This window comes from Thioclava sp. IC9 (assembly GCF_002213225.1).
Taxonomy (GTDB): Bacteria; Pseudomonadota; Alphaproteobacteria; order Rhodobacterales; family Rhodobacteraceae; genus Thioclava; species Thioclava nitratireducens.
This window is the reverse complement of record NZ_NBNX01000001.1, coordinates 298,868-319,090: the sequence shown is the minus strand read 5'-3', so window position 1 is coordinate 319,090 and position 20,223 is coordinate 298,868. Positions and strand designations below refer to the sequence as shown.

The window sequence follows — 20,223 nt, the reverse complement described above, 5'->3', positions numbered from 1 at the left end:
TCCTCATGTAGTTTCCACGTACCGCTAACGCAGCGAGGCGGGAAAAGGTTCACCATTTCGTGATTATATATTTCGGATGTTTCTTTTCCTCAATCGCAAATGCGATCGACGCGGCGATATTTCGGCACCGGGAATTCCGGTATTTCCATGGGATCACGGGGCTTTACGCCAGGGCGCACCGCTTCCGGTGCGGTGGTCACGCTGTCGAAATCGAGCGCGAGGCGCTGGCAAATTCCGAGGCTTTTCTGCGCTATCGCCCCCAGATCGCTCAGATCGACCAGATGCCCGCCCTTTCGCGCGAAGCCCGTGACGCCGAAATCGAGCGGCGGATCGAGGCGCAAGCGCTCGGTGTCGGGACCGAAGAGCGTCGCACCGCCTTTCCAATCCCCGGCAGGCCCAAGCGCCACCTGCAGCTCGAACCGGCCCGGCGGCACCAAAAGGCGAAAGAACTCCCCACCCTGCGCATAGGCCCCCATCACGTCCTGCCCGGTCATGGCATCGCGCAGCACGATGTAGAGATCGCGATCCGGGGCGGATTTGATCTGCAACGGCATGGTGCGCGGCAGGTCCGTCTCGCTCCATAACAGGCCCTGCGGGCGCTCCTCGGCGGTCGCCTGAGAGGCTAGAACCAGCAAGAGGAGCCCCCAGCGCAGCATCGCCGCCCCCTAGTCCAGATCGCCCGCGCGGCGGGCCTCGATCTGATCGGCGGCGCGGGCGACCGCCTCTTCGATGCTGAGGTCCGACGTGTCGATCACGAGCGCATCCACGGCCGGGCGCAGCGGGCTGTCGGCGCGGCCCATGTCGCGAGCGTCGCGCTCGCGCACCTGTTCGAGCACGTCGGCCTCATCGCCGCCGAGCTCGAGCCAGCGCCGATGCGCGCGCACCTCCGGCGAGGCGGTGACGAACAGTTTCACCTCGGCCTGCGGGCAGATCACCGTGCCGATGTCGCGCCCGTCGAGCACCGCACCGCCCTCTCGCGCCGCGAAATCGCGCTGAAACGCCACCAGAGCCGCGCGCACCTCGGGGATCGCGGCGACGATCGAGGCCGCCTGCCCCGCTTCCATCGTGCGCAGATCGTCGCGCTCCAGATCCTCGGGGCGGAGCGCCTTGGCCGCGGCGATGGGCTCCAGCCCCTCGGTCTCGGATTTCATGCCGACCGCGCGATAGAGTGCACCGGTATCGAGATGCGCCAGCCCAAACTGCTCGGCCACGGCGCGGCTGATCGTGCCCTTGCCAGCCGCGGCGGGGCCATCGATGGCGACGGTAAAGCGCATGAACGGTCCTTTCTTCTCACAGCGACGCGGACAGCCGCCCTGCCCGGCTCAGCTTTCGCGGACGATCTCCGCACCCAGCTGCGCCATCAAATCTTCGAAGATCGGGAAGGAGGTTGCAATGGGCGAGCCGTCATCGACCGAGACCGGCTTCTGCGCAGCCATGCCCAGTACCATGAAGCTCATTGCGATCCGGTGGTCGAGATGGGTCACCGCGGTGCCGCCGCCCGGAACGCCTTCGGGGCCGCAGCCATGCACGATCAGCGTATCCTCGTCTTCCTCGATCTTGACGCCGTTGGCTTCCAGCCCGCGCGCCATCGCGTCGATCCGGTCGCTTTCCTTCACGCGCAGCTCATGCACGCCGGGCATGCGCGTCACGCCTTCGGCAAAGGCTGCGACGACCGAAAGAACGGGATATTCGTCGATCTGGGAGGAGGCGCGCTCGGCGGGCACGTCGATCCCGTGCAGCTTGGAATAGCGCACGCGCAGATCGGCCACCGGCTCGCCGCCCTCTTCGCGCTCGTTCTCGAAGGTCAGGTCCGCGCCCATCTCGCGCAACGTGATGAAGATCCCGTTGCGGGTTGGGTTCTGGCTGACGCCCGGCACCACGATCTCCGAGCCCGGCACGATCAGCGCAGCGCAGACCGGGAAGGCCGCCGAAGACGGATCGCGCGGCACGGCGACCTCCTGAGCCTTCAACTCAGGCTGGCCCTGCAACGTGATCACATGGCCCTGATCGGTCACTTCGGTGGTGATCTCGGCGCCGAAGCCGCGCAGCATCCGCTCGGTATGATCGCGGGTCGGGGTCTTCTCGATCACGACGGTCTGACCCGGCGCGTTCAGCCCCGCCAGCAGCACCGCCGATTTCACCTGCGCAGAGGCCATCGGCGTCGCATAGCGCACGGGCGCCGGGCTCGGCGCGCCGAGTATGGTCATCGGCAGACGACCGCCATGACGCCCGAAAGCTTGCGCGCCGAACAGACGGATCGGATCGGTGACGCGGCCCATCGGGCGTTTGCGCAAAGACCCGTCGCCGGTGAAGGTCGCCACGATCGGCGAGGTCGCCATCGCGCCCATGATCAGGCGCACGCCGGTGCCGGAATTGCCGCAATCGATGACATCCTCAGGCTCGGCGAAGCCGCCCACGCCAACGCCATGCACCGACCAGCTGCCGGGACCGTGCTGCGTGACCTCGGCGCCGAAGGCGCGCATCGCCTTGGCCGTGTCGAGCACGTCTTCGCCTTCGAGCAGGCCGGTGATCTTCGTCTCGCCCACCGAGAGCGCGCCGAGGATCAGCGCGCGATGGCTGATCGACTTGTCGCCGGGAACCTCCGCCGTGCCCTTGAGGGGACCGCAGGCGTGCGAGGTCATTTTGATCGGTGTGCCGTGGCCGGACATGATGCCTCCCTAATTTCAACGCGCCCCTGTTAGCGCGATCTGGCGGGAGGCGGAAGGGCTCAGATCCGCCGATAGGTCAGGTAATGCGGCTTGCGGCCCTCACGCAGCGCTTTCTGTTCGTAGCGCGTCGAGAGCCAGTCCGCCCACGGTGTATCCCAATCGCCGGAAACCGGCTGCGGATCGTCGAAATCGAAGGCGGCGGGCACCTCGAACAGCGGCTCGAATCCGGCCTGCGGGACTTCTTCGACCGTCTGGCGGACATAGTCGGGGATGTCGGTCGCCACGCGGAATTCCGATCCCGGTTTCAGCGCGCGGTGCAGCGGTTCGAGATGCTCCTGCGTCACGAAGCGCCGACGATGGTGCTTCGATTTCGGCCACGGGTCTGGATAGAGGAGAAACGCCTTCGAGATCGAGCCCTCGGGCAGCACATCCATCAGGTCGCGCGCATCGCCGGGATGGACCGAGACATTCGGTATTTTCTCGCGCCGCAGCTTACCTAGAAGCATCGCCACGCCATTGACGAAAGGCTCGCAGCCGATGAATTCCACGTCCGGATAGGTCTGCGCCATGTGGGCGAGATGTTCGCCCCCTCCGAAGCCCACTTCGAGCCAGACCGGCTTGCCCTTGAACCGCATCTCCATGTCGAGCGGCTCGCGGTCGGGGTTCTCCTCCCAACCGACGGGACCGGGCAGACGGCCCGGCAGGTCCTCGCGCAGATATTCCTTCTGCGCCTTGTTCAGCGTCTTGCCGTGACGGCGACCATAGAAGTTGCGCCAGGGCTGTTCGGGGGTGTCATTCTCGCTCATGAGAGGGGCCTCTAGCGGCGTCTCTCCAAAGGTTCAAGCCTTCTGAATGAGGAACAGCCCCAAGCACATGAAACCGATCCCCGCCCCGCGCATCAGAGTGATCGGCCGGACCAACGCGCCAAACAGTCCGAACTGGTCGATCGCGGCGGCGGCGATCATCTGGCCCAGCAGCACGAAGAACACCGCATTGCCGACCCCGAATTTCGGCGCGATGAAGGTGATCGAGATCACGTAGAAGGCAACGAGGAGCCCCGCGAGAAACAGATACCAAGGCTGCCCCGGCAGACGTGCGAGCGGCGCGGGACCGACGGTGAAGAACATCACGATCACCGCACCCGACAGCGCCACGCAGAACAGGACGACCGCCGCGACCGCAGGCGATGCGATCCGCGCGCCAAGCTGGGCGTTGAGCGCGGCCAGCACCGGAATCCCGATCCCGGCGGCAAGCATGATGGCGGCATAGCGCAGGGCGTCGGGCATGGTCTGTCTCCTGTTGTTTTGCGGCGGAGAGTGACGCGGAAGGTCGGAAGGCGCAAGCTGGATCGCGAAGCGTTCGGTCTGCTCGTCTGCGCGCACGAACCGCGTTGGACGACCAGCCCCAAGGCCGCACCCGCCGCTCAGCACCATCCCCGCAAAAGCAAACGGGCAGAGGTTCCCCCTGCCCGTCGCAAATTCCTGAAAGCTCTCGCCTCAGACCGCTTTCTTCAGCGCCTCGACCAGATCGGTCTTCTCCCAGGAGAAGCCGCCATCGGCCTCCGGGGCGCGACCGAAATGGCCATAGGCCGCGGTGCGCTCGTAGATCGGCTTGCAAAGATCGAGCGTCTCGCGGATGCCTTTCGGCGTCAGGTCCATCACCTGCGCCACGGCATTTTCGATCACCTCATCGGGCACTTCGCCGGTGCCGAACGTGTCGACATAGATCGACAGCGGTTTCGCCACGCCGATCGCGTAGGACACCTGAATCACGCATTTGCGCGCCATGCCTGCCGCCACCACGTTCTTCGCCAGATAGCGCGCCGCATAGGCCGCCGAACGGTCCACCTTGGTCGGGTCCTTGCCCGAGAACGCGCCGCCGCCATGCGGGGCCGAGCCGCCATAGGTGTCCACGATGATCTTGCGCCCGGTGAGGCCCGCATCGCCATCCGGCCCACCGATCACGAAAGTGCCGGTCGGGTTCACCCACCATTCGGTCTCGTCGGTGATCCAGCCTTCGGGCAGCGTTTCGCGGATATAGGGTTCGACGATGGCGCGGATATCATCCGAGGTCTGATGCTCGTGGGCGTGCTGGGTCGAGAGCACGATCTGGCTCACGCCGACGGGGCGGCCATTCTCGTAGCGCACAGACAGCTGCGATTTCGCGTCGGGGCGCAGCTCGGGCTCGGCGCCGGATTTGCGCGCTTCGGCCAGACGGCGCAGGATCGCATGCGAATAATGGATCGGCGCGGGCATCAATTCGGGCGTCTCGTCGGCGGCGAAGCCGAACATGATCCCCTGATCGCCGGCCCCGTCCTTGTCGACGCCCTGAGAGATATGGGCGGATTGCGGGTGCAGGAAGTTCGCGACTTTCAGCGTCGCCCAGTGGAACTCGTCCTGCTCGTAGCCGATATCCTTGACGCAATCGCGCACGATCTTGTCGATGCCTTCGAGATATTCGGCGAGCTTGGTTTTATCGGCCAGACCGACCTCGCCACCGACCACGACCTGATTGGTCGTCGCGAATGTTTCGCAGGCGACCCGCGCGTTGGGCTCTGCAGCCAGGAAAGTATCGAGAACGGCATCCGAAATCCGGTCACAGACCTTATCGGGATGCCCCTCCGAAACGGATTCGGAGGTGAAGACGTAATTCGCGCGTGCCATGAAAGGGTGCTCCGTTGTTGATATCCCCACCCCGTCAGGAAGCCGTTGGGGTGGTTCGGCTTTCTAGCTAGGAGCGCCTGCCGGTCGGGTCAATCGAAATACGCGCAAAGATTGAAAGAAGCGCTAACGCTGCAACAATCAGCGAGATGAACGGTGCGTCGCCCAGCTTGGAATAGAGCGTCGGCGGCAGGCTTGGCGGCAGCGCCACGTCGAGCTTGCCCATCCGGTCGAGTCCGAGGCTCGCCGTGATCCGCCCCTTGGCGTCGATCATCGCAGTGACCCCGGTATTGGCGTCGCGCGCAAGCGGCAGGCCCTGTTCGATCGCGCGGAGCCGCGCCTGCGCGAAATGCTGATAGGGCCCGCTGAGCGTGCCGAACCACGCGTCGTTGGTGACCTGCAAGATCCAGTCGGGCCGCTGCGGGAAGCCGCGCAGGTCCTGCGGGAAGATCGCCTCGTAGCAAATGAGCGGCGCGACATGGCCGAGCTTGCCCAGATCGAGCAGTTTCTCCCCCGCCCCGGACGAATAGCCATTGCCGACCTGTGCGGCGAAGGCGGTGATCCCGATTTTCGCCAGCGCATCGCCGAAGGGCATGTATTCGCCGAAGGGCACGAGATGGGATTTGTCGTAAAGCGCCTCGATCCGGTCATCGGGGGTGATGACGGCGAGCGAGTTGAAATAGCGGCTGCCTTCACTGCGCTGCACCCCCATCGCGAGCGGGATGCCATTCGCCGCCTCGGTCGACATCTCCAGCCCGCCCTGCGGATGGTCGAGCAGGAAAGGCACCGCCGTCTCGGGCCAGACGATCAGGTCGGGCTTGGGCTGACCGGGCGCGGGGTCGGCCTTCGTCAGGTCCAGCAGGCGCTGGAAGAATTTCATCCGGTATTGCGGCAGCCATTTCAGGTTCTGCGGCGCATTGGGCTGTACCAGACGCAGGGTGATCGGCTCGGGCCTCGGCGCCACCGGCGCGTTGAGCCGCGCCACCCCGCCGAGCCAAAGCCCGACCAGCACGACCAGCGCCGCGCCCACGATCCCGAGGGCGGCAGGCATCCGCATTCCGCGCGTCATCGCGGGTGCGCTCGCGATCAGCAGGGTGATCAGGCTCAGCCCCAGCGGCCCGACAAAGGCCGCCGCCTGCGCGACGGGCGAGCCGATCCAGATATGGCCGACCAGCACCCACGGAAACCCGGTGAAGACGTAAGAGCGCAGCGCATCCGAGGCCGCCATGCCAAGCGCGATCCCGAGCGCACGCGAGCGCGGCCCCTGCCCCGCATAGGCCCCGAGCCCGTATCCGATCGCCCAGAATGCGCCCATCCCTGCGGCCATCAGGACCAGCGCGAAAGGCGCCATCCAGCCATAGACATCGGCCTCGACCATGAAGGGCTCGACGATCCAGAACATCGCGGCCAGCGCATAGCCGAAGCCGGTGGCGAACCCGATCCAGATCGTGGAGGCGCGCCAGCGTTCGGCGGAGGCGAACCAGACTGAAGCCGCCAGCGCGGGCAGCGCGATCCACCACAGACCGAGCGGCGCCTGCCCGGCGGCGAACAGAACACCGAAAAGCGCTGCCAGAGCCAAGCTCTGCCAGCGCGGGCGCAACGGTGCGCGAAAGCCCTCTCGGATGGTCGCGATCATGGGCGCGTCATAGCCCGCTTACTCGGCGGGCGCCACTCCCGGCAGACGTACGCGCAGACGTTTGATCCGGCGCGGATCGGCATCGACCACCTCGTATTCGACGCCGTTCTCGGTCACCACGACCTCGCCGCGCGCGGGCACCCGGCCAAGCTGCATGAAGACCAGACCGCCCATCGAATCGATCTCGTCATCGGCCTCCTCGTCGGAGAGCCGCATCCCGATCTGAGCTTCGAACTCGTTGACCGGCGCGCGGGCCTGCACGACCCATTGGCCGGGCTTTTCCTCGCGCCAATAAGCGTCGTCGGCCTCGTCATGCTCGTCCTCGATCTCGCCGATCACCTGTTCGATCAGGTCTTCGAGCGTGAGCAGACCGTCGACCCCGCCATATTCGTCGATCACCAGCGCCATATGGGTGCGCTGCACCTGCATCTTCTGCAAGAGCACGCCGATCGGCATCGACGGCGGCACGTAAAGGAGCGGACGGATCAGCTTGCGCAGCGAGAACCGGCCATTGCCCGATCCGAAGCCGTATTCCAGCGCCAGGTCTTTCAGGTGGACGAGGCCCAGAGGCGTATCCAGCGTTTCCTTGAAGACCGGCAGGCGCGAATAGCCGTGCTGGCGGAACTTCTCCACCAGCTCGTCGCGGGTGATGGAGACCGGAACGGCCTCGATCTCGACTTTGGGAATGGCGACATCGCCCACCCGCATCTTGCGCAGGTTCCCCAGCCCCAGCGGCGCTGGCGCGGGTTTGGGCGGCATTTCTACCTGTGGGGCCTCTTCTTCCATTGGGCGTTGCCCGAAAAAGCGGCTGAGCAACCCGCGCGAAGCGGGCTCCGAAGACTGACCGGGTTCTGCGTTTTCCGAACTACCGGTATTGGCGGAGGTAACTCCGTCGGCGACCTGTCCCATTGTTCCTTTCCGAAAGATGACGCGGAATGCGCCTAGTCTTACACATATGGGTTACGAATTCCTACGCTTTCAAGAAGCCGGATTTCGATTTGTTCCATAACTTGCGCATCTTCGTCGCGAATATGGTCATAGCCCAACAGGTGCAGCACCGCATGGATGAGCAGATGCAGCGTGTGATCTTCGACGGATTTGCCTTGTTCTTCGGCCTCCCGGGCGCAGGTTTCATAGGCGATCGCGAGGTCGCCGAGCTCGATCTCACCGAAGACATCGGGCGCGGGCGGTTCGGGATGCGCGCCGGGCTCTTCCGCGCCGCGTTCTTCGGCGGGCCAGCTGAGCACATTGGTGGGCTTCGCCTTGTCGCGATATTCGCCGTTCAGCTCGGCGATGCGCGCATCGTCGCAGGCGAGCACCGAGAGGCGGCAGAGCTCCGTCTCGATTCCGCGATCCTCCAGCACCAGTGACGCGGCGCGGGTCATCAGGTCTTCGAGCCCGACCGTCTCCCAGCGGGGGTCTTCGAGCTCGAGGTCAATTTCCATCGGAATTCCCGCCTTCCGTGCCAAGCGTCAGATCGCCCACCTTCTGCCCGGCCTTGTCATAGACCAACACCTGCCCCCCATCGGTCACCACCACAGTATAGTTGCGCGCGAAGGTCACGGCCTTGGCCTGTGCGCCCTCGGGCAGCGTGATCGCGGCGGGCAGTTGCGGCAGCGGATTGGGTTGCTGCAAGCGGATGACAAGCAGCGCCACGATCGCTACAAGCCCGACGATCATCACCGCCGCAAGCGTGGTCACCAGTATCTTGAGAAAGCGAAGATCGGGTGGCAGCGTGGTGGCAGGCTCTTCGTCAGGCAGGTCGGACATGAATAAGGAAATCCTCAGCATCGAGATCGGACCCGGCATGGGTCCCCGCCTTGATAAGGCCTTGGCGGCGGCTGTGCCAGAGGAAGCGGCGCTCTCGCGCTCGCGCTTGGCGAAACTGATCGCGGAGGGCTCGGTCAGCCGCGAGGGCGTGGCCGTGACCGATCAGAAGACCAAGGTCGCCGAGGGCGAGGTCTATCAGATCGCGCTGGAGCCTCCGAAAGAGGTCGAGACCGTCGCGCAGGACATTCCGCTGGAAGTGCTGTGGGAAGATGACGACCTGATCGTCGTGAACAAGCCCGCGGGCATGGTCACGCACCCCGCGCCGGGCACGCCCGAAGGCACGCTGGTCAACGCGCTGCTGCACCATTTCGGCGGGAATCTCTCAGGGATCGGCGGCGAGGCGCGCCCCGGCATCGTCCACCGCATCGACAAGGACACGTCGGGGCTGCTCGTCGTCGCGAAATCGGACCGGGCGCATCACGGGCTCGCCGCGCAATTCGAGGCGCATACGGTTCATCGCCATTACCGCGCGCTTTGCCATGGCGTCCCGCAGGCTTCCGATCCGCGGCTGCGCGGACTGAACGGCGTCAGCTTCGAGCAAGGCGGCGTGCTGAAGATCGTCACGCAACTCGCCCGCCACAAGACCGACCGGCAGAAACAGGCGGTGGTGGCCCATGGCGGGCGGCATGCCGTCACCCGGGCTCGCACGATCGAGGATTTCAACGGAACGGCGGCGCTGATCGACTGCTGGCTCGAGACCGGGCGCACCCATCAGATCCGCGTCCATATGGCCTATGCGGGTCACGGGCTGATCGGCGATCAGACCTATGGCGGCAAGCGCAAGATCTCGGAAAAAGCGGTGGGCGCGGCTGCGGCAGAGGCCGTGCGCGCCTTCCCGCGGCAGGCGCTCCACGCGGCGACGCTTGGCTTCGTTCATCCCGTCACCGGAGAGGAACTGTCCTTCGAGGCGCCCCTGCCCGACGACATGACCGACCTGATCGACGCGCTGCGCGCCGCCTCCATGCCCCCTGCAGGCGGCACCGCCCCGTGAACGTCTGGTGGGCGGAGCTTCTGACGCTGCTGTTTCACTTCGGCAGTCAGGCGCTCGCGCTGCTGCGCGTGTTCACCCGTCCCGACAAGCCACCCGCGGTGCGCGCAAGCTGGACGGTGCTGATCCTGTCGGTGCCGTTCCTCGGCGTCATCCTCTATATCCTGATCGGGGAGACGCGGCTCAACCAGCGCGTCGCGCGCAAGCTGCAGGCGACGGTCGCCGCCCTGCCCGCCCCCGATCCGGTCGAGCCCGCAGACCTCGAAGCCATCTCCCCGGCCTATCGCGCAGCCTTCGCCCGGGCCGCCGCGATCAACGGCTACGCGCCGAGTAGCGGCGATGCCATCGCCTTCCTGCCCGACCCTGCCGATCAGCTCGAACCGCTGATCGCCGATATCGACGCCGCCAGCCGAAGCGTGCACCTCATCACCTATATCTGGCTGACAGACCTGACCGGCATCGCGATGGCCGAGGCGCTGACCCGCGCGGCCGAACGCGGTGTGACCGTGCGCGTCCTCGTCGACGGGCTGGGCGCGCGCGGCTTCATCAAGTCGCGCCACTGGAAGGCGATGAAGAAGGCCGGAGTGAAGACCGCGATCGCCTTTTCCTTCCGCTGGCCGCTGTTCAAGCTCGCGACGATGCGGATCGACCTGCGCAACCACCGCAAGCTCGCCGTGATCGACGGGCATGTGGCCTATACCGGTTCGCGCAACATCGCCGACCCGGAGTTCCGCATCAAGGCGCGCTTCGCGCCGTGGAAGGATGTCATGCTGCGGATCGAGGGGCCGCTCGCCGCCCAGCACCAGCACATCTTCGCGACCGACTGGGTGACGCATAGCCGGGAGGAAATCTCGGACCTCGTGATCCCCACTCCCGCCGCGCCGACCGCGCGGCCCGGAACGGCGGTCGCCTTCGCCACGGGGCCGATGCTGGACACGCGCGGGGTGCCGGATGTGTTCCTTGCGGTGATCGGGGCCGCGCGCGAGACGCTGACCCTCTCCACCCCCTATTTCGTGCCGGGCGAGGAAATCGCCTCCGCCCTGCGCGCCGCCAAGCGCCGGGGGGTGCGGGTGCAGGTGATCGTGCCGAGACGCAACGACTCGCGCTTCGTCGCCCATGCCGCGCGCAGCTTCTACCCGGTGCTGGCCGAGGCGGGCGTCGAGATCTGGGAGCACGGGCCGGGCCTGCTGCACGCCAAGACACTGCTGGCCGATGGCCGCGTCGCGATCCTCGGCTCGGCCAATCTCGACCGCCGCAGCTTCGAGCTGAATTACGAAAATTGCGTGCTGATCGAGGATCACGAACTCGGTCTCGAGCTGGGCGAACGCCAGCGCCACTGGATCGCGCAGGCCCGCCGCGTCGGACCGGAGCGGATCGCGGAATGGCCCCTGCACTGGAAAATCATCAACAACCTGATGTCGGTGCTCGCGCCGATCTTGTGAAGCGTCAGATGTTTTTTTACACATCCGCGACGGAAATCCCGTTACGATACGTTGATCTTTCTATGCGACTGCGTCAGGGCGGCTTTCGGTGAACCAATCCGCACTGCCTTGCGTTTCTTGAAAGAACGGGGGGCGATCCCCATATTGAGCAGCCGCCAAAAGGGAGACATGGGAGACGATGACGAGCTACACGAACCTTCCGGCCCCGAGTCCTGAGCAGGGGCTGAACCGCTACCTTCAGGAGATCCGGAAGTTCCCGCTTCTGGAGCCGGAACAGGAATATATGCTGGCCAAGAGCTGGGCCGACCACCAGGACACCGATGCCGCGCACCAGTTGGTGACGTCGCACCTGCGTCTCGCCGCGAAGATCGCGATGGGCTATCGCGGTTACGGCTTGCCGCAGGCCGAGGTGATCTCGGAGGCGAATGTCGGTCTGATGCAGGCAGTGAAGCGCTTCGATCCCGAGAAGGGCTTCCGCCTTGCGACCTACGCTATGTGGTGGATCCGCGCCGCGATCCAGGAATACATCCTGCGCTCGTGGAGCCTCGTGAAGCTGGGCACCACCTCCGCGCAGAAGAAGCTGTTCTTCAACCTGCGCAAGGCGAAGTCCAAGATCGGCGCCTATGAAGACGGCGATATGCGCCCCGAGAACGTCAAACAGATCGCGTCCGATCTGAACGTGACCGAGGAAGAAGTGATCTCGATGAACCGGCGGATGTCGGGCTCGGACGCCTCGCTGAACGCACAGATCGGCGCGGGTGACGAAGGCGGGGCCGCACAGTGGCAGGACTGGCTCGAAGACGAGGATGCCGATCAGGCCGAGGCCTATGCCGAGGCCGAGGAGATGGAAGCCCGCCGCGAGATGTTGATGGACGCGATGGACGTTCTCAACGACCGCGAGAAGGACATCCTGATGCAGCGCCGCCTGCGCGACGATCCCGTCACGCTGGAGGAACTCTCGGGCGTCTATGACGTCTCGCGCGAGCGTATCCGCCAGATCGAGGTGCGCGCCTTCGAGAAGCTGCAGAAGCGCATGACCGAACTGGCACGGGAAAAAGGCATGAACGTGCCCGCGTAACCCGCGAACAGTAACGAGTGCGAAAGTGTGTCGCCGCTCCCTTCCCGGGGGCGGCGATTTTCTTTGCGCCGCGCCGCATAAGCATTACCTTCGCCCCGGATACGAGCACGAAAAGAGGGAGAGAGACGATGCAGGTGTTGAACTGGGGAATCCTCGGCGCCGCGAAATTTGCGCGCGAACATATGGGCCGGGCGATCCACGCGGCCGAGGGCGCGCGGCTGGCGGCGCTCGCGACGTCGAGCCCGGAAAAAGCCGATCCCTTCAAGGCCTTCGCGCCCGATCTCAAGGTCCATGACAGCTATGACGCGCTGCTGGCCGACCCCGAGATCGACGTAGTCTATATCCCGCTGCCCAACACGCTCCATGTCGAGTGGACGAAGAAGGCGCTGGCGGCAGGCAAGCATGTGCTGACGGAAAAGCCCATTGCGATGAAGGCCGAGGAGATCGACGGGCTGATCGAAGCGCGCGACGCCGCCGGCAAGTTCGCGACCGAGGCCTACATGATCGTGCATCACCCGCAATGGCGGCAGGTGCGCGACTGGCTCGATGCGGGTGCAATCGGAGAGCTGCGCCACGCCGATGTGGCCTTCACCTTCAACAACCCCGACCCCACCAATATCCGCAACAAGCCGGAGATGGGTGGCGGCTCGATCCCCGATATCGGCGTCTATGCCTATTCCTGCGTGCGCTTCGCAGCCCGGGCCGAACCGGGCGATCTGCGCGCCGTCATCCATCGCGAGAACGATGTCGACACGTTCACGCAGGTCACGGGCGAGATGGTCAGCGACAAGGGCCGCTTCACCTATGGCGCGCTGACCTCGACCCGGCTGCATCCGCGCCAGGAAGCGGTCTTCCAGGGCTCCGAAGGTTTGATCCGCCTCACCTGCCCGTTCAACGCGAATGTCTTCGATCAGGCGGAGGTCACGCTGATCCGCAAGGGCAAGCCGGACGAAATGATCCGCTACCCGGGCGTGAATCAATATGTGATCCAGGTGGAGGCCTTCGTGCGTCATGTCACCGAGGGCGCGCCCTATGCGTGGACACTTGAAGATGCGCGCGGCACACAGGCGATGATCGACAAGGTGTTCGCCAGCGAACAGGGATAGCGCAGGCTCGCACAGGGAACAAAGCACGCGGGACGGGGTTCAGCACGAATGAAATCAGACAGTTCCCAAAGTGACGCGCAGGGCGGGTCCGACAACGGCAGCGGAAAAGCCCAGAACAACGCCGTGCGCGAACGGCACGAGGAGCGCTCGGTGAAGCAAGCCTCGCGCCTCTCCGCGCGGTTGATCTACGCCGTGATCCGGCATGACGGCGACGAAGAGCTGAACCGCCCGCTCACCTCTCTCGTGTGGTCGGGGCTCGCGGCGGGCATCCTGATCAGCCTCTCGGTCATCGCGCAGGCGAGCTTGCATGCGCGTCTGCCCGACGAAAGCTGGCGGATTCTGGTCGAGTCCCTCGGCTATTCGGCCGGGTTCATGGTGGTGATCTTCGGGCGGATGCAGCTGTTCACCGAGAACACGATCACCACCGTCCTGCCGGTGGTGGCAGAACGATCGCTGACATGCCTGCTGAAAATGCTGCGGCTCTGGGCGATCGTGCTTGCGTCGAACATTCTTGGCTGCGCGATCGCCTCGGGGTTCCTGAGCATTCCCCATGTCATCCCCAACGAGATGACCGACAGCCTGCTGGCCGTGGCGCGCCACGCGACCGACGGCGACATGGGACAGAACTTCTACCGCGCGATGCCGGCGGGCATCATCATCGCCGCCGTGGTGTGGATCATGCCCGCGGCGCAGGGCAGTTCGTTCCTCGTGATCCTCGCGATGACATGGCTGCTCGCGGCCTCGGGCTCGGCGCACGTCGTCGCGGGCTCGGTCGAGGCGGGGCTGCTTGTCTGGAGCGGCCATATGAGCCTGACCGAGGCGATCAGCCGGTTTTTCTTCCCGGTTCTCGCAGGCAATGTCGCGGGCGGCACGGCGGTCTTCACGCTGCTGACATGGGGTCAGGTGAAGAACGAGGTGATCGGCGAGCACGACGAGGCAAACGGCGAGTCCTGAGCCGCCCCGACCGAGTTTTTCAAACCATAAGCGAAAACCGCCGGGCGCGCCTCAGCGCAGCTTCGGCGGCTTGCTCGGATCCATGCCGGGGGCGGAACCGGGGCGGAGTTCCTGCACCTCTTCCTCGACCGGCTCGGGGACATGCAGCACGAGCCCCTTGTCCAGCAGAAGCTGCGCGGCCTTGTCCTCGGGCTCGAGGAAGGTCACGTCCAACTCGCCCGCATCCAGCCCCGAGAAGGTCAGCGCCTCGCCCATTGCCTTGGCGATACCCGCGCGGAAATGCTCATGCGCGCCGATCACCGCGAGCACATGGCCCCGGTGGCCGTCCTCGTAGGTGACGCCGCCCAGCACGGCAGCCTGCGCGATCCCGGCAAGCTGGTCCAGCTTGGCCTCGAAGGCGGGCAGCAGCAACGCGATCACTGCGGGCGACAGGCCCGGAGCGGTGAATTCCACCGGACGGCCCTGCGCCTCCAACGGCGTATGCGCGAGCGTCTCGGTCAGCCAGTCCAGCGCCTCGGGCGGCAACAGCATCGCCGAGTCCGCAACGCCGAGATTGACGCCCAGCCCGATATTCTCGCCCACCAGATGCTGCGCGATCACCCGGCCCGGCAGCGCCGCGTAGGGCTGCGGCCCGTCCGCGAATTCGCCGAGACGGTCTTCGGTATCGAAGACGAGAACGAACTCGCCCTCTTCGGTGGAGAACACCTGCGGCTTGATGTTTTCGTCCTCGGGCTCTTCTTCGAGCAGCAGGAACAACTCGGCATCGGCGAGACGGTCGAACACGGCAAGGCGCTTGGCCTCGTTCTCCGGCTCGGCTTCCATCGCCGCATGGGCGCGGTCATAGGGGGTCATGTCAGCTCCTTCACCCGGGCGCGCAGGACCGGCAGCAGGTCGGCCTCGAACCACGGGTTTTTCTTCAGCCATCCCGTATTGCGCCAAGACGGATGAGGCAAGGGGAAGAGGCGCGGCGCGTGGTCTCGCCAGCCCAGCACGGCCTGCGTCACGTTGCGTGTGCCCAGATGCCAGCGCTGCGCGGCGCCGCCCACAAGAAGCGTCAGATCGACCGGGCCGATTTCCTCCATCACCCGGTCGCGCCACGTCTGGGCGCAGATTGCGGGCGGCGGCAGGTCGGACCCCTTCGCGTCATAGCCCGGAAAGCAGAACGCCATCGGCGCGATCGCGATGCGCGAGACGTCGTAGAAGGTCTCGCGATCAACGCCCATCCAGTCGCGCAGCCGGTCGCCCGAGCGATCGTTGAACGGCACGCCGGTCTCGTGCACCCGGATTCCTGGCGCCTGCCCCACGATCAGCACGCGTGCGCCGGCGGCGAACCACGCGACGGGACGCGGCGAATGCCCGGTCGCGGTCGCGCGAAACCGCGCCGCGCAAAGGCGGCAGTCGCGGATCTCGTCTTGCACGGGGCGGGTCATCGTTTCTCCTCTAGTGTCAATGTGTTCGTCATTGCATAACCCTCCCACAACTGAACATAATGCTGCCCAAATCCAAGGTTAGGCGGGTTCTCACACTGCTGCCCCCGTGATTTAGTGGCGAGGCGCGCACAGATGGAGACCCGGGCCAAAAAGTAATGATCGTATTCGAGAACGTCTCCAAATCCTTCTGGACCGGCAAGCAGCGCAAGGTGATCCTCGAACGCGCCAGCTTCCGCGTGGAGCTGGGCCAGAGCCTCGGCATTCTCGCGCCCAACGGCACCGGCAAGACCACGATCATCAACATGATGGCAGGGCTGGAAAAGCCCGACGAGGGCGAGATTCGCCGCACCAGCCGGGTCTCGTTCCCGCTGGGCTTCATGGGCGGCGTCGTCTCGAAACATTCGGCGCGCGAAAACGCCCGCTTCATCGCGCGGCTCTACGGGCTCGATCCCGATTATGTCGAGGCCTTCTCGCGCTGGCTGACCGGGATCGCGGAATATTTCGACCAGCCCGTGGGCACCTACAGTTCGGGGATGCGCGCGCGGTTCACCTTTTCCCTGCTGCTCGCGCTGGAATTCGACATATACCTGATCGACGAGGGGATGCCCTCGACCACCGATGTGGAGTTCAACCGCAAGGCCGGCTCGATCCTGCGCGACCGGCTGCGCAATTCCACCGTGGTCGTGGTCTCGCACCAACCCTCCACGATCGAGAAATTCTGCAATCGTGCGGCGGTGCTGCGCGACGGGCAACTTTACCAGTTCGACACTCTTGAAGAAGCGAAGCGGTTGTATGACTACCAGTCCTAAGGCCCCGAAATTCCGTATCCGCCGCGATGGGCCGGTGATCACGGGGAGCGACGGCTCGCTGCAGCTGGGGGCGATGCCGCTGAAATCGAGCGCCGGGACGACGGGAGAGCCGACCACGCCGCGCGCCTCCAACGCCTCTGCGGCCTCCGCCGCGCAAGCCGCACCCTCTTCCGACACGCCAGAACCGCAACGGCAACGGCAACGGCGGCACAGAGACAGCGATCCCTCCAGCATGTTCGAGCCGCAGGATGACGGGTTCGGCGATCAGAAATTCCCGACGGCGGAGCGCAACGGCGCCGAGGTGATCGATGCGGGCCAGCGCACCCCCGAGGAAGAAATCGACGCGATCCGCGCCGAGGGGTTGACCGGCCGCCAGTTGCGCCTCGCCCGCCGGATGGCGCAGAAACACGGCGTCCAGGCCAGTTCCGATTTCGAGGCCGTGCTGCTCCTGCGCCGCCGCGGGATCGATCCGTTCGACCGCTCGAATATCGTGGCGATGGTGAAACCCGGCGAGGCGGAAGCGACTTCGCGGGCGCTGGCGCGGACCGACGGGCCGGGCGCGGATACCCGCGTGAACCTGCCGCAGACGATCAAGAAAGGTCAGCTCCCCTCGACCGAGGTGATGACCGAGGATCGTCGCGCCGCCGAGATCCTGCGCATCCAGCGCGACATCGCCAAACGGCGCCGCCGCAAGCTGATGCTGCTGGGCGCGCGGCTGGGCTTCTTCGTCGTGCTGCCGACGCTGATGGCCGCCTATTACTATTTCGCGATGGCCACGCCGATGTATGCGACGAAATCGGCTTTCGTGATCCAGAAGGCCGAAGGGCTGGGCAATTCCGGGCTGGGGTCGCTCTTCTCGGGCACGCAGCTCGCCACCAACCAGGACTCGGTGACAGTGCAATCCTATCTGCAGTCGCGCGATGCCATGAAACGGCTCGACCGCGATCAGGGTTTCAAGAAAATCTTCGAGGATCCGAGCATCGACCCGCTTCAGCGCCTGCCGAAGGATGCCACCGACGAGCAGGCCTACCGGCTTTACTCGAAAATGGTCGAGATCGGCTACGACCCTTCCGAGGGCATCGTGAAGATGGAGGTCATCGCCCCCGATCCGCAGAAATCGCAGCAATTCTCCGAGTCACTCATCTCCTATGCCGAACAGCAGGTGGACCAGCTGACTTCGCGGCTGCGCGACGACCAGATGAAGGGCGCGCGCGAAAGCTATCAGGATGCCGAGGCGAAGGTGTTCGCTGCGCAATCCAAGGTGCAGCAGCTACAGGAGAAGGTCGGCGTCCTCGATCCCGTCAGCGAGAACTCGGTGGTGATGGGCCAGGTCGCCAATCTGGAAAACCAGTTGCAGCAGAAACGGCTCGAGCTGGGCCAACTGCTCGACAATGCGCGTCCCAACCAGGCGCGGGTCTCGGGTGTGCAGGGCGACATCAGGCGCATTCAGGCGCTTCTCGAAAAGACGCGTGGCCAACTCACGGCGGGGCGCCAGGCCACCGGGGGCGAGTCGCTCGCCGCCGTCACCGGCCAGTTGCAGATCGCCCAAGGCGAATTGCAGACCCGCCAGATGCTGCTCTCTGCCGCTGCGCAGCAGATGGAAACCGCCCGGATCGAGGCCAACAAGCAGGTGCGCTATCTGGAGATGGGCGTACGCCCCGTCGCCCCGGACGAGCCCACCTATCCGCGCGCTTTCGAGAACACGCTGTTGGCTTTCCTGATCTTCTCGGGCATCTATCTGATGCTGTCGCTCACAGCGTCGGTCCTGCGTGAGCAGGTCTCGAGCTGAGCTAGAGCGGCCCGTCACAGGCTGCGGAGAGAGAAATGAAAGACGTGAAAATCGGCGGGCTGACCGTCTCGAACGATCGCCCGCTGACGGTGATCGCGGGTCCGTGCCAGCTCGAAAGCCGCGACCATGCGATGATGATCGCGAAGGAAATGGCCCGCGCCTGCGACCAGGCGGGCGCGCAGTTCATCTTCAAGGCGAGCTACGACAAAGCCAACCGCACCAGCCTCAAAGGCAAGCGCGGCCTCGGCATCGACGCGGGACTGAAGATCCTCGAAGAGGTGCGCGCAGAGATCGGCTGCCCGGTGCTGACCGACATCCACGACGCGGAACAGGCCCGCATCGCGGGCGCGGTGGTCGACGTGATCCAGATCCCGGCCTTCCTGTGCCGCCAGACCGATCTTTTGCTGGCCGCGGGCGAGACCGGCTGCGTGGTGAACATCAAGAAGGGCCAGTTCCTCGCGCCGTGGGACATGCCCAACGTGGCCGAGAAGGTCGCCTCCACCGGCAACGAGAAGATCCTGCTGACAGAGCGCGGCACCTCCTTCGGCTACAACACGCTGGTCGCCGATATGCGCGGCCTGCCCGAGATGGCGAAGACCGGCTACCCGGTGATCATGGACGCGACCCATTCGGTGCAGCAGCCCGGCGGTCAGGGCGGCTCCTCTGGCGGTCAGCGCGAATTCGCGCCGGTGATGGCGCGCGCGGCGGTGTCGCTGGGCATTGCGGGCGTGTTCATCGAAACCCATGAGGCGCCCGATAGCGCGCCCTCGGACGGGCCGAACATGATTCCGCTCAACCAGATGCCGAAGCTGGTGCAGACGCTGATGGAGTTCGACCGGATCGCCAAGGACGACCCGATCCGGCTGTAATCGCGTATGAGAAAGGGCGCGCGAGTGTTCCGCGCGCCCTGCCCTGTTCGCAAAGACCTGCCTCAGGCGTCGGCCACGACCTCGGCGCGCTGCTGGCCCAGTCCTTCGATCTCCAGCTCCACCACATCGCCCGGACGCAGGAAGCGCGGGGTCTCCATCCCCATCGCGACGCCCGGAGGGGTGCCGGTCGAGATCACGTCGCCCGGATGCAGCGTCATGAATTGCGAGAGGTAGCTGACCAGCTTCTTCACGCCGAAGACCATCGTCTCGGTCGAGCCGTTCTGCATCACTTCGCCGTTCACGCTCAGCTTCATCGCCAGCTTCTGCGGATCGGCCACCGCGTCGCGCGTCACCAGATACGGTCCGAGCGGGCCGAAGCTGTCGCAGCTCTTGCCCTTGGTCCACTGGCCCGAGCGGTCCTTCTGGTAGCTGCGCTCGGACACGTCGTTGGCGAGCACGTAGCCCGCGACGTAATCCATCGCATCCTCTTCCGAGACGTATTTCGCAGGTTTGCCGATGACGATGCCCAGCTCGACTTCCCAGTCGGTCTGCTCGGCGCCGCGCGGAATCACGATCGGATCGTTCGGGCCCTGGATCGCGGAAGTGGCCTTCATGAAGATCAGCGGCTCCGGCGGCACCGTCGCGCCCGATTCCGCAGCGTGGTCGGCATAGTTCAGCCCGATGCAGATCATCTTCCCGATGCCCGCGATCGGCGCGCCCAGACGCGTGCCTTCGGGCACGGCGGGCAGCTCGGATACGTCCAGCGAGCCGATCGCCGCCAGCCCGTCATCCGAGAGCACCGCACCCCCGATATCGGCGACCTGGCCCGACAGGTCGCGGATCACACCCTGACCGTCCATCAGCCCCGGTTTTTCGGCTCCGATAAGCCCGTGACGCAGAAGTTTCATGTAATGTCCTCCATAATTTGGCGGCATCAAGCCTGTGCGGCGACGAAGATGCAAG

Annotated in this window: 21 protein-coding genes and 1 riboswitch; of the genes, 8 read left to right on the top strand and 13 right to left on the bottom strand. The window is 65.3% G+C overall.

The annotated features are described in order from the left end of the window. Positions 1–89 precede the first annotated feature (89 nt). The 10 genes from B6V76_RS01390 to B6V76_RS01345 all read right to left on the bottom strand — a co-directional run bounded on the left by B6V76_RS01390 (position 90) and on the right by B6V76_RS01345 (position 8,735). Positions 90–656, bottom strand: a complete 567-nt coding sequence (locus tag B6V76_RS01390) for a hypothetical protein (RefSeq protein WP_088722849.1) — start codon at positions 654–656, stop codon at positions 90–92. Between the two features lie 9 nt (positions 657–665). Beyond that, positions 666–1,274, bottom strand: coding sequence for a d(CMP) kinase (locus B6V76_RS01385; RefSeq protein WP_075774956.1), 609 nt, complete (start codon positions 1,272–1,274; stop codon positions 666–668). 48 nt (positions 1,275–1,322) lie between these two features. Then, positions 1,323–2,669: a 3-phosphoshikimate 1-carboxyvinyltransferase gene (aroA, locus tag B6V76_RS01380; RefSeq protein WP_088726476.1), complete on the bottom strand. Its 1,347-nt coding sequence runs from the start codon at positions 2,667–2,669 to the stop codon at positions 1,323–1,325. Positions 2,670–2,728: 59 nt separating this feature from the next. Further along, on the bottom strand, positions 2,729–3,475 hold the full coding sequence (locus B6V76_RS01375) for a tRNA (guanine(46)-N(7))-methyltransferase TrmB (RefSeq protein WP_088726475.1): 747 nt from the start codon (positions 3,473–3,475) through the stop codon (positions 2,729–2,731). Between the two features lie 33 nt (positions 3,476–3,508). Beyond that, complete coding sequence (locus B6V76_RS01370) at positions 3,509–3,955, bottom strand: DMT family transporter (RefSeq protein ID WP_088722852.1); 447 nt, start codon at positions 3,953–3,955, stop codon at positions 3,509–3,511. Between the two features lie 210 nt (positions 3,956–4,165). Then, on the bottom strand, positions 4,166–5,332 hold the full coding sequence (gene metK, locus B6V76_RS01365) for a methionine adenosyltransferase (RefSeq protein ID WP_088726474.1): 1,167 nt from the start codon (positions 5,330–5,332) through the stop codon (positions 4,166–4,168). A gap of 7 nt (positions 5,333–5,339) precedes the next feature. After that, a riboswitch (SAM-SAH riboswitch) is annotated at positions 5,340–5,389 on the bottom strand. A gap of 10 nt (positions 5,390–5,399) precedes the next feature. Beyond that, entirely contained in the window at positions 5,400–6,965 is a 1,566-nt protein-coding gene (gene lnt, locus B6V76_RS01360) for an apolipoprotein N-acyltransferase (protein WP_088726473.1), read from the bottom strand. 18 nt (positions 6,966–6,983) lie between these two features. Beyond that, entirely contained in the window at positions 6,984–7,724 is a 741-nt protein-coding gene (locus B6V76_RS01355) for a hemolysin family protein (RefSeq protein WP_306461393.1), read from the bottom strand. 188 nt (positions 7,725–7,912) lie between these two features. Then, positions 7,913–8,410 carry an rRNA maturation RNase YbeY gene (gene ybeY, locus B6V76_RS01350; RefSeq protein ID WP_088726472.1) on the bottom strand — a complete coding sequence of 166 codons (498 nt, stop codon included), beginning with the start codon at positions 8,408–8,410 and terminating at the stop codon, positions 7,913–7,915. Beyond that, positions 8,400–8,735 (bottom strand): DUF6476 family protein, encoded by a 336-nt coding sequence (locus B6V76_RS01345; protein WP_088723384.1) that lies wholly within the window; start codon positions 8,733–8,735, stop codon positions 8,400–8,402. The genes ybeY and B6V76_RS01345 overlap by 11 nt, the downstream gene beginning before the upstream one ends. Here B6V76_RS01345 and B6V76_RS01340 point away from each other — a divergent pair. The 5 genes from B6V76_RS01340 (at position 8,734) to B6V76_RS01320 (ending at position 14,363) form a co-directional block, all read left to right on the top strand. Beyond that, positions 8,734–9,786, top strand: a complete 1,053-nt coding sequence (locus B6V76_RS01340; RefSeq protein WP_075774965.1) for an RluA family pseudouridine synthase — start codon at positions 8,734–8,736, stop codon at positions 9,784–9,786. The genes B6V76_RS01345 and B6V76_RS01340 overlap by 2 nt on opposite strands. Next, positions 9,783–11,225, top strand: coding sequence for a cardiolipin synthase (cls, locus tag B6V76_RS01335; protein ID WP_075774966.1), 1,443 nt, complete (start codon positions 9,783–9,785; stop codon positions 11,223–11,225). Before B6V76_RS01340 ends, cls begins: the two co-directional genes overlap by 4 nt. A 178-nt stretch (positions 11,226–11,403) precedes the next feature. Beyond that, a complete protein-coding gene (rpoH, locus tag B6V76_RS01330) occupies positions 11,404–12,303 on the top strand; it encodes an RNA polymerase sigma factor RpoH (protein ID WP_088726471.1) in 900 nt (299 codons plus the stop codon). Between the two features lie 128 nt (positions 12,304–12,431). Then, positions 12,432–13,409 carry a Gfo/Idh/MocA family oxidoreductase gene (locus tag B6V76_RS01325; protein ID WP_088726470.1) on the top strand — a complete coding sequence of 326 codons (978 nt, stop codon included), beginning with the start codon at positions 12,432–12,434 and terminating at the stop codon, positions 13,407–13,409. 48 nt (positions 13,410–13,457) lie between these two features. Continuing rightward, the gene (locus tag B6V76_RS01320) at positions 13,458–14,363 is read left to right on the top strand and encodes a formate/nitrite transporter family protein (protein ID WP_141104863.1); all 906 of its coding nucleotides are present in this window, start codon (positions 13,458–13,460) and stop codon (positions 14,361–14,363) included. Positions 14,364–14,414: 51 nt separating this feature from the next. On the opposite strand, the gene B6V76_RS01315 is transcribed toward B6V76_RS01320, so the two are convergent. Together B6V76_RS01315 and B6V76_RS01310 are read right to left on the bottom strand one after the other, a co-directional pair. Next, positions 14,415–15,215, bottom strand: coding sequence for an SseB family protein (locus B6V76_RS01315; RefSeq protein ID WP_075774969.1), 801 nt, complete (start codon positions 15,213–15,215; stop codon positions 14,415–14,417). After that, on the bottom strand, positions 15,212–15,793 hold the full coding sequence (locus B6V76_RS01310; protein ID WP_088724384.1) for a uracil-DNA glycosylase family protein: 582 nt from the start codon (positions 15,791–15,793) through the stop codon (positions 15,212–15,214). The genes B6V76_RS01315 and B6V76_RS01310 overlap by 4 nt, the downstream gene beginning before the upstream one ends. Positions 15,794–15,948: 155 nt before the next feature. Here B6V76_RS01310 and B6V76_RS01305 point away from each other — a divergent pair, with 155 nt between their 5' ends. From B6V76_RS01305 to kdsA, 3 genes are read left to right on the top strand one after another with little or no spacing between them, the layout of a single operon-like run. Next, positions 15,949–16,602 (top strand): ATP-binding cassette domain-containing protein, encoded by a 654-nt coding sequence (locus tag B6V76_RS01305; protein ID WP_075774971.1) that lies wholly within the window; start codon positions 15,949–15,951, stop codon positions 16,600–16,602. Next, positions 16,586–18,391 (top strand): capsule biosynthesis protein, encoded by a 1,806-nt coding sequence (locus B6V76_RS01300; protein WP_088726469.1) that lies wholly within the window; start codon positions 16,586–16,588, stop codon positions 18,389–18,391. The genes B6V76_RS01305 and B6V76_RS01300 overlap by 17 nt, the downstream gene beginning before the upstream one ends. Positions 18,392–18,426: 35 nt before the next feature. Next, positions 18,427–19,260 (top strand): 3-deoxy-8-phosphooctulonate synthase, encoded by an 834-nt coding sequence (gene kdsA / locus B6V76_RS01295; RefSeq protein ID WP_088718509.1) that lies wholly within the window; start codon positions 18,427–18,429, stop codon positions 19,258–19,260. A gap of 62 nt (positions 19,261–19,322) precedes the next feature. On the opposite strand, the gene B6V76_RS01290 is transcribed toward kdsA, so the two are convergent. After that, complete coding sequence (locus B6V76_RS01290; RefSeq protein WP_075774974.1) at positions 19,323–20,168, bottom strand: fumarylacetoacetate hydrolase family protein; 846 nt, start codon at positions 20,166–20,168, stop codon at positions 19,323–19,325. Positions 20,169–20,223 lie beyond the last annotated feature (55 nt).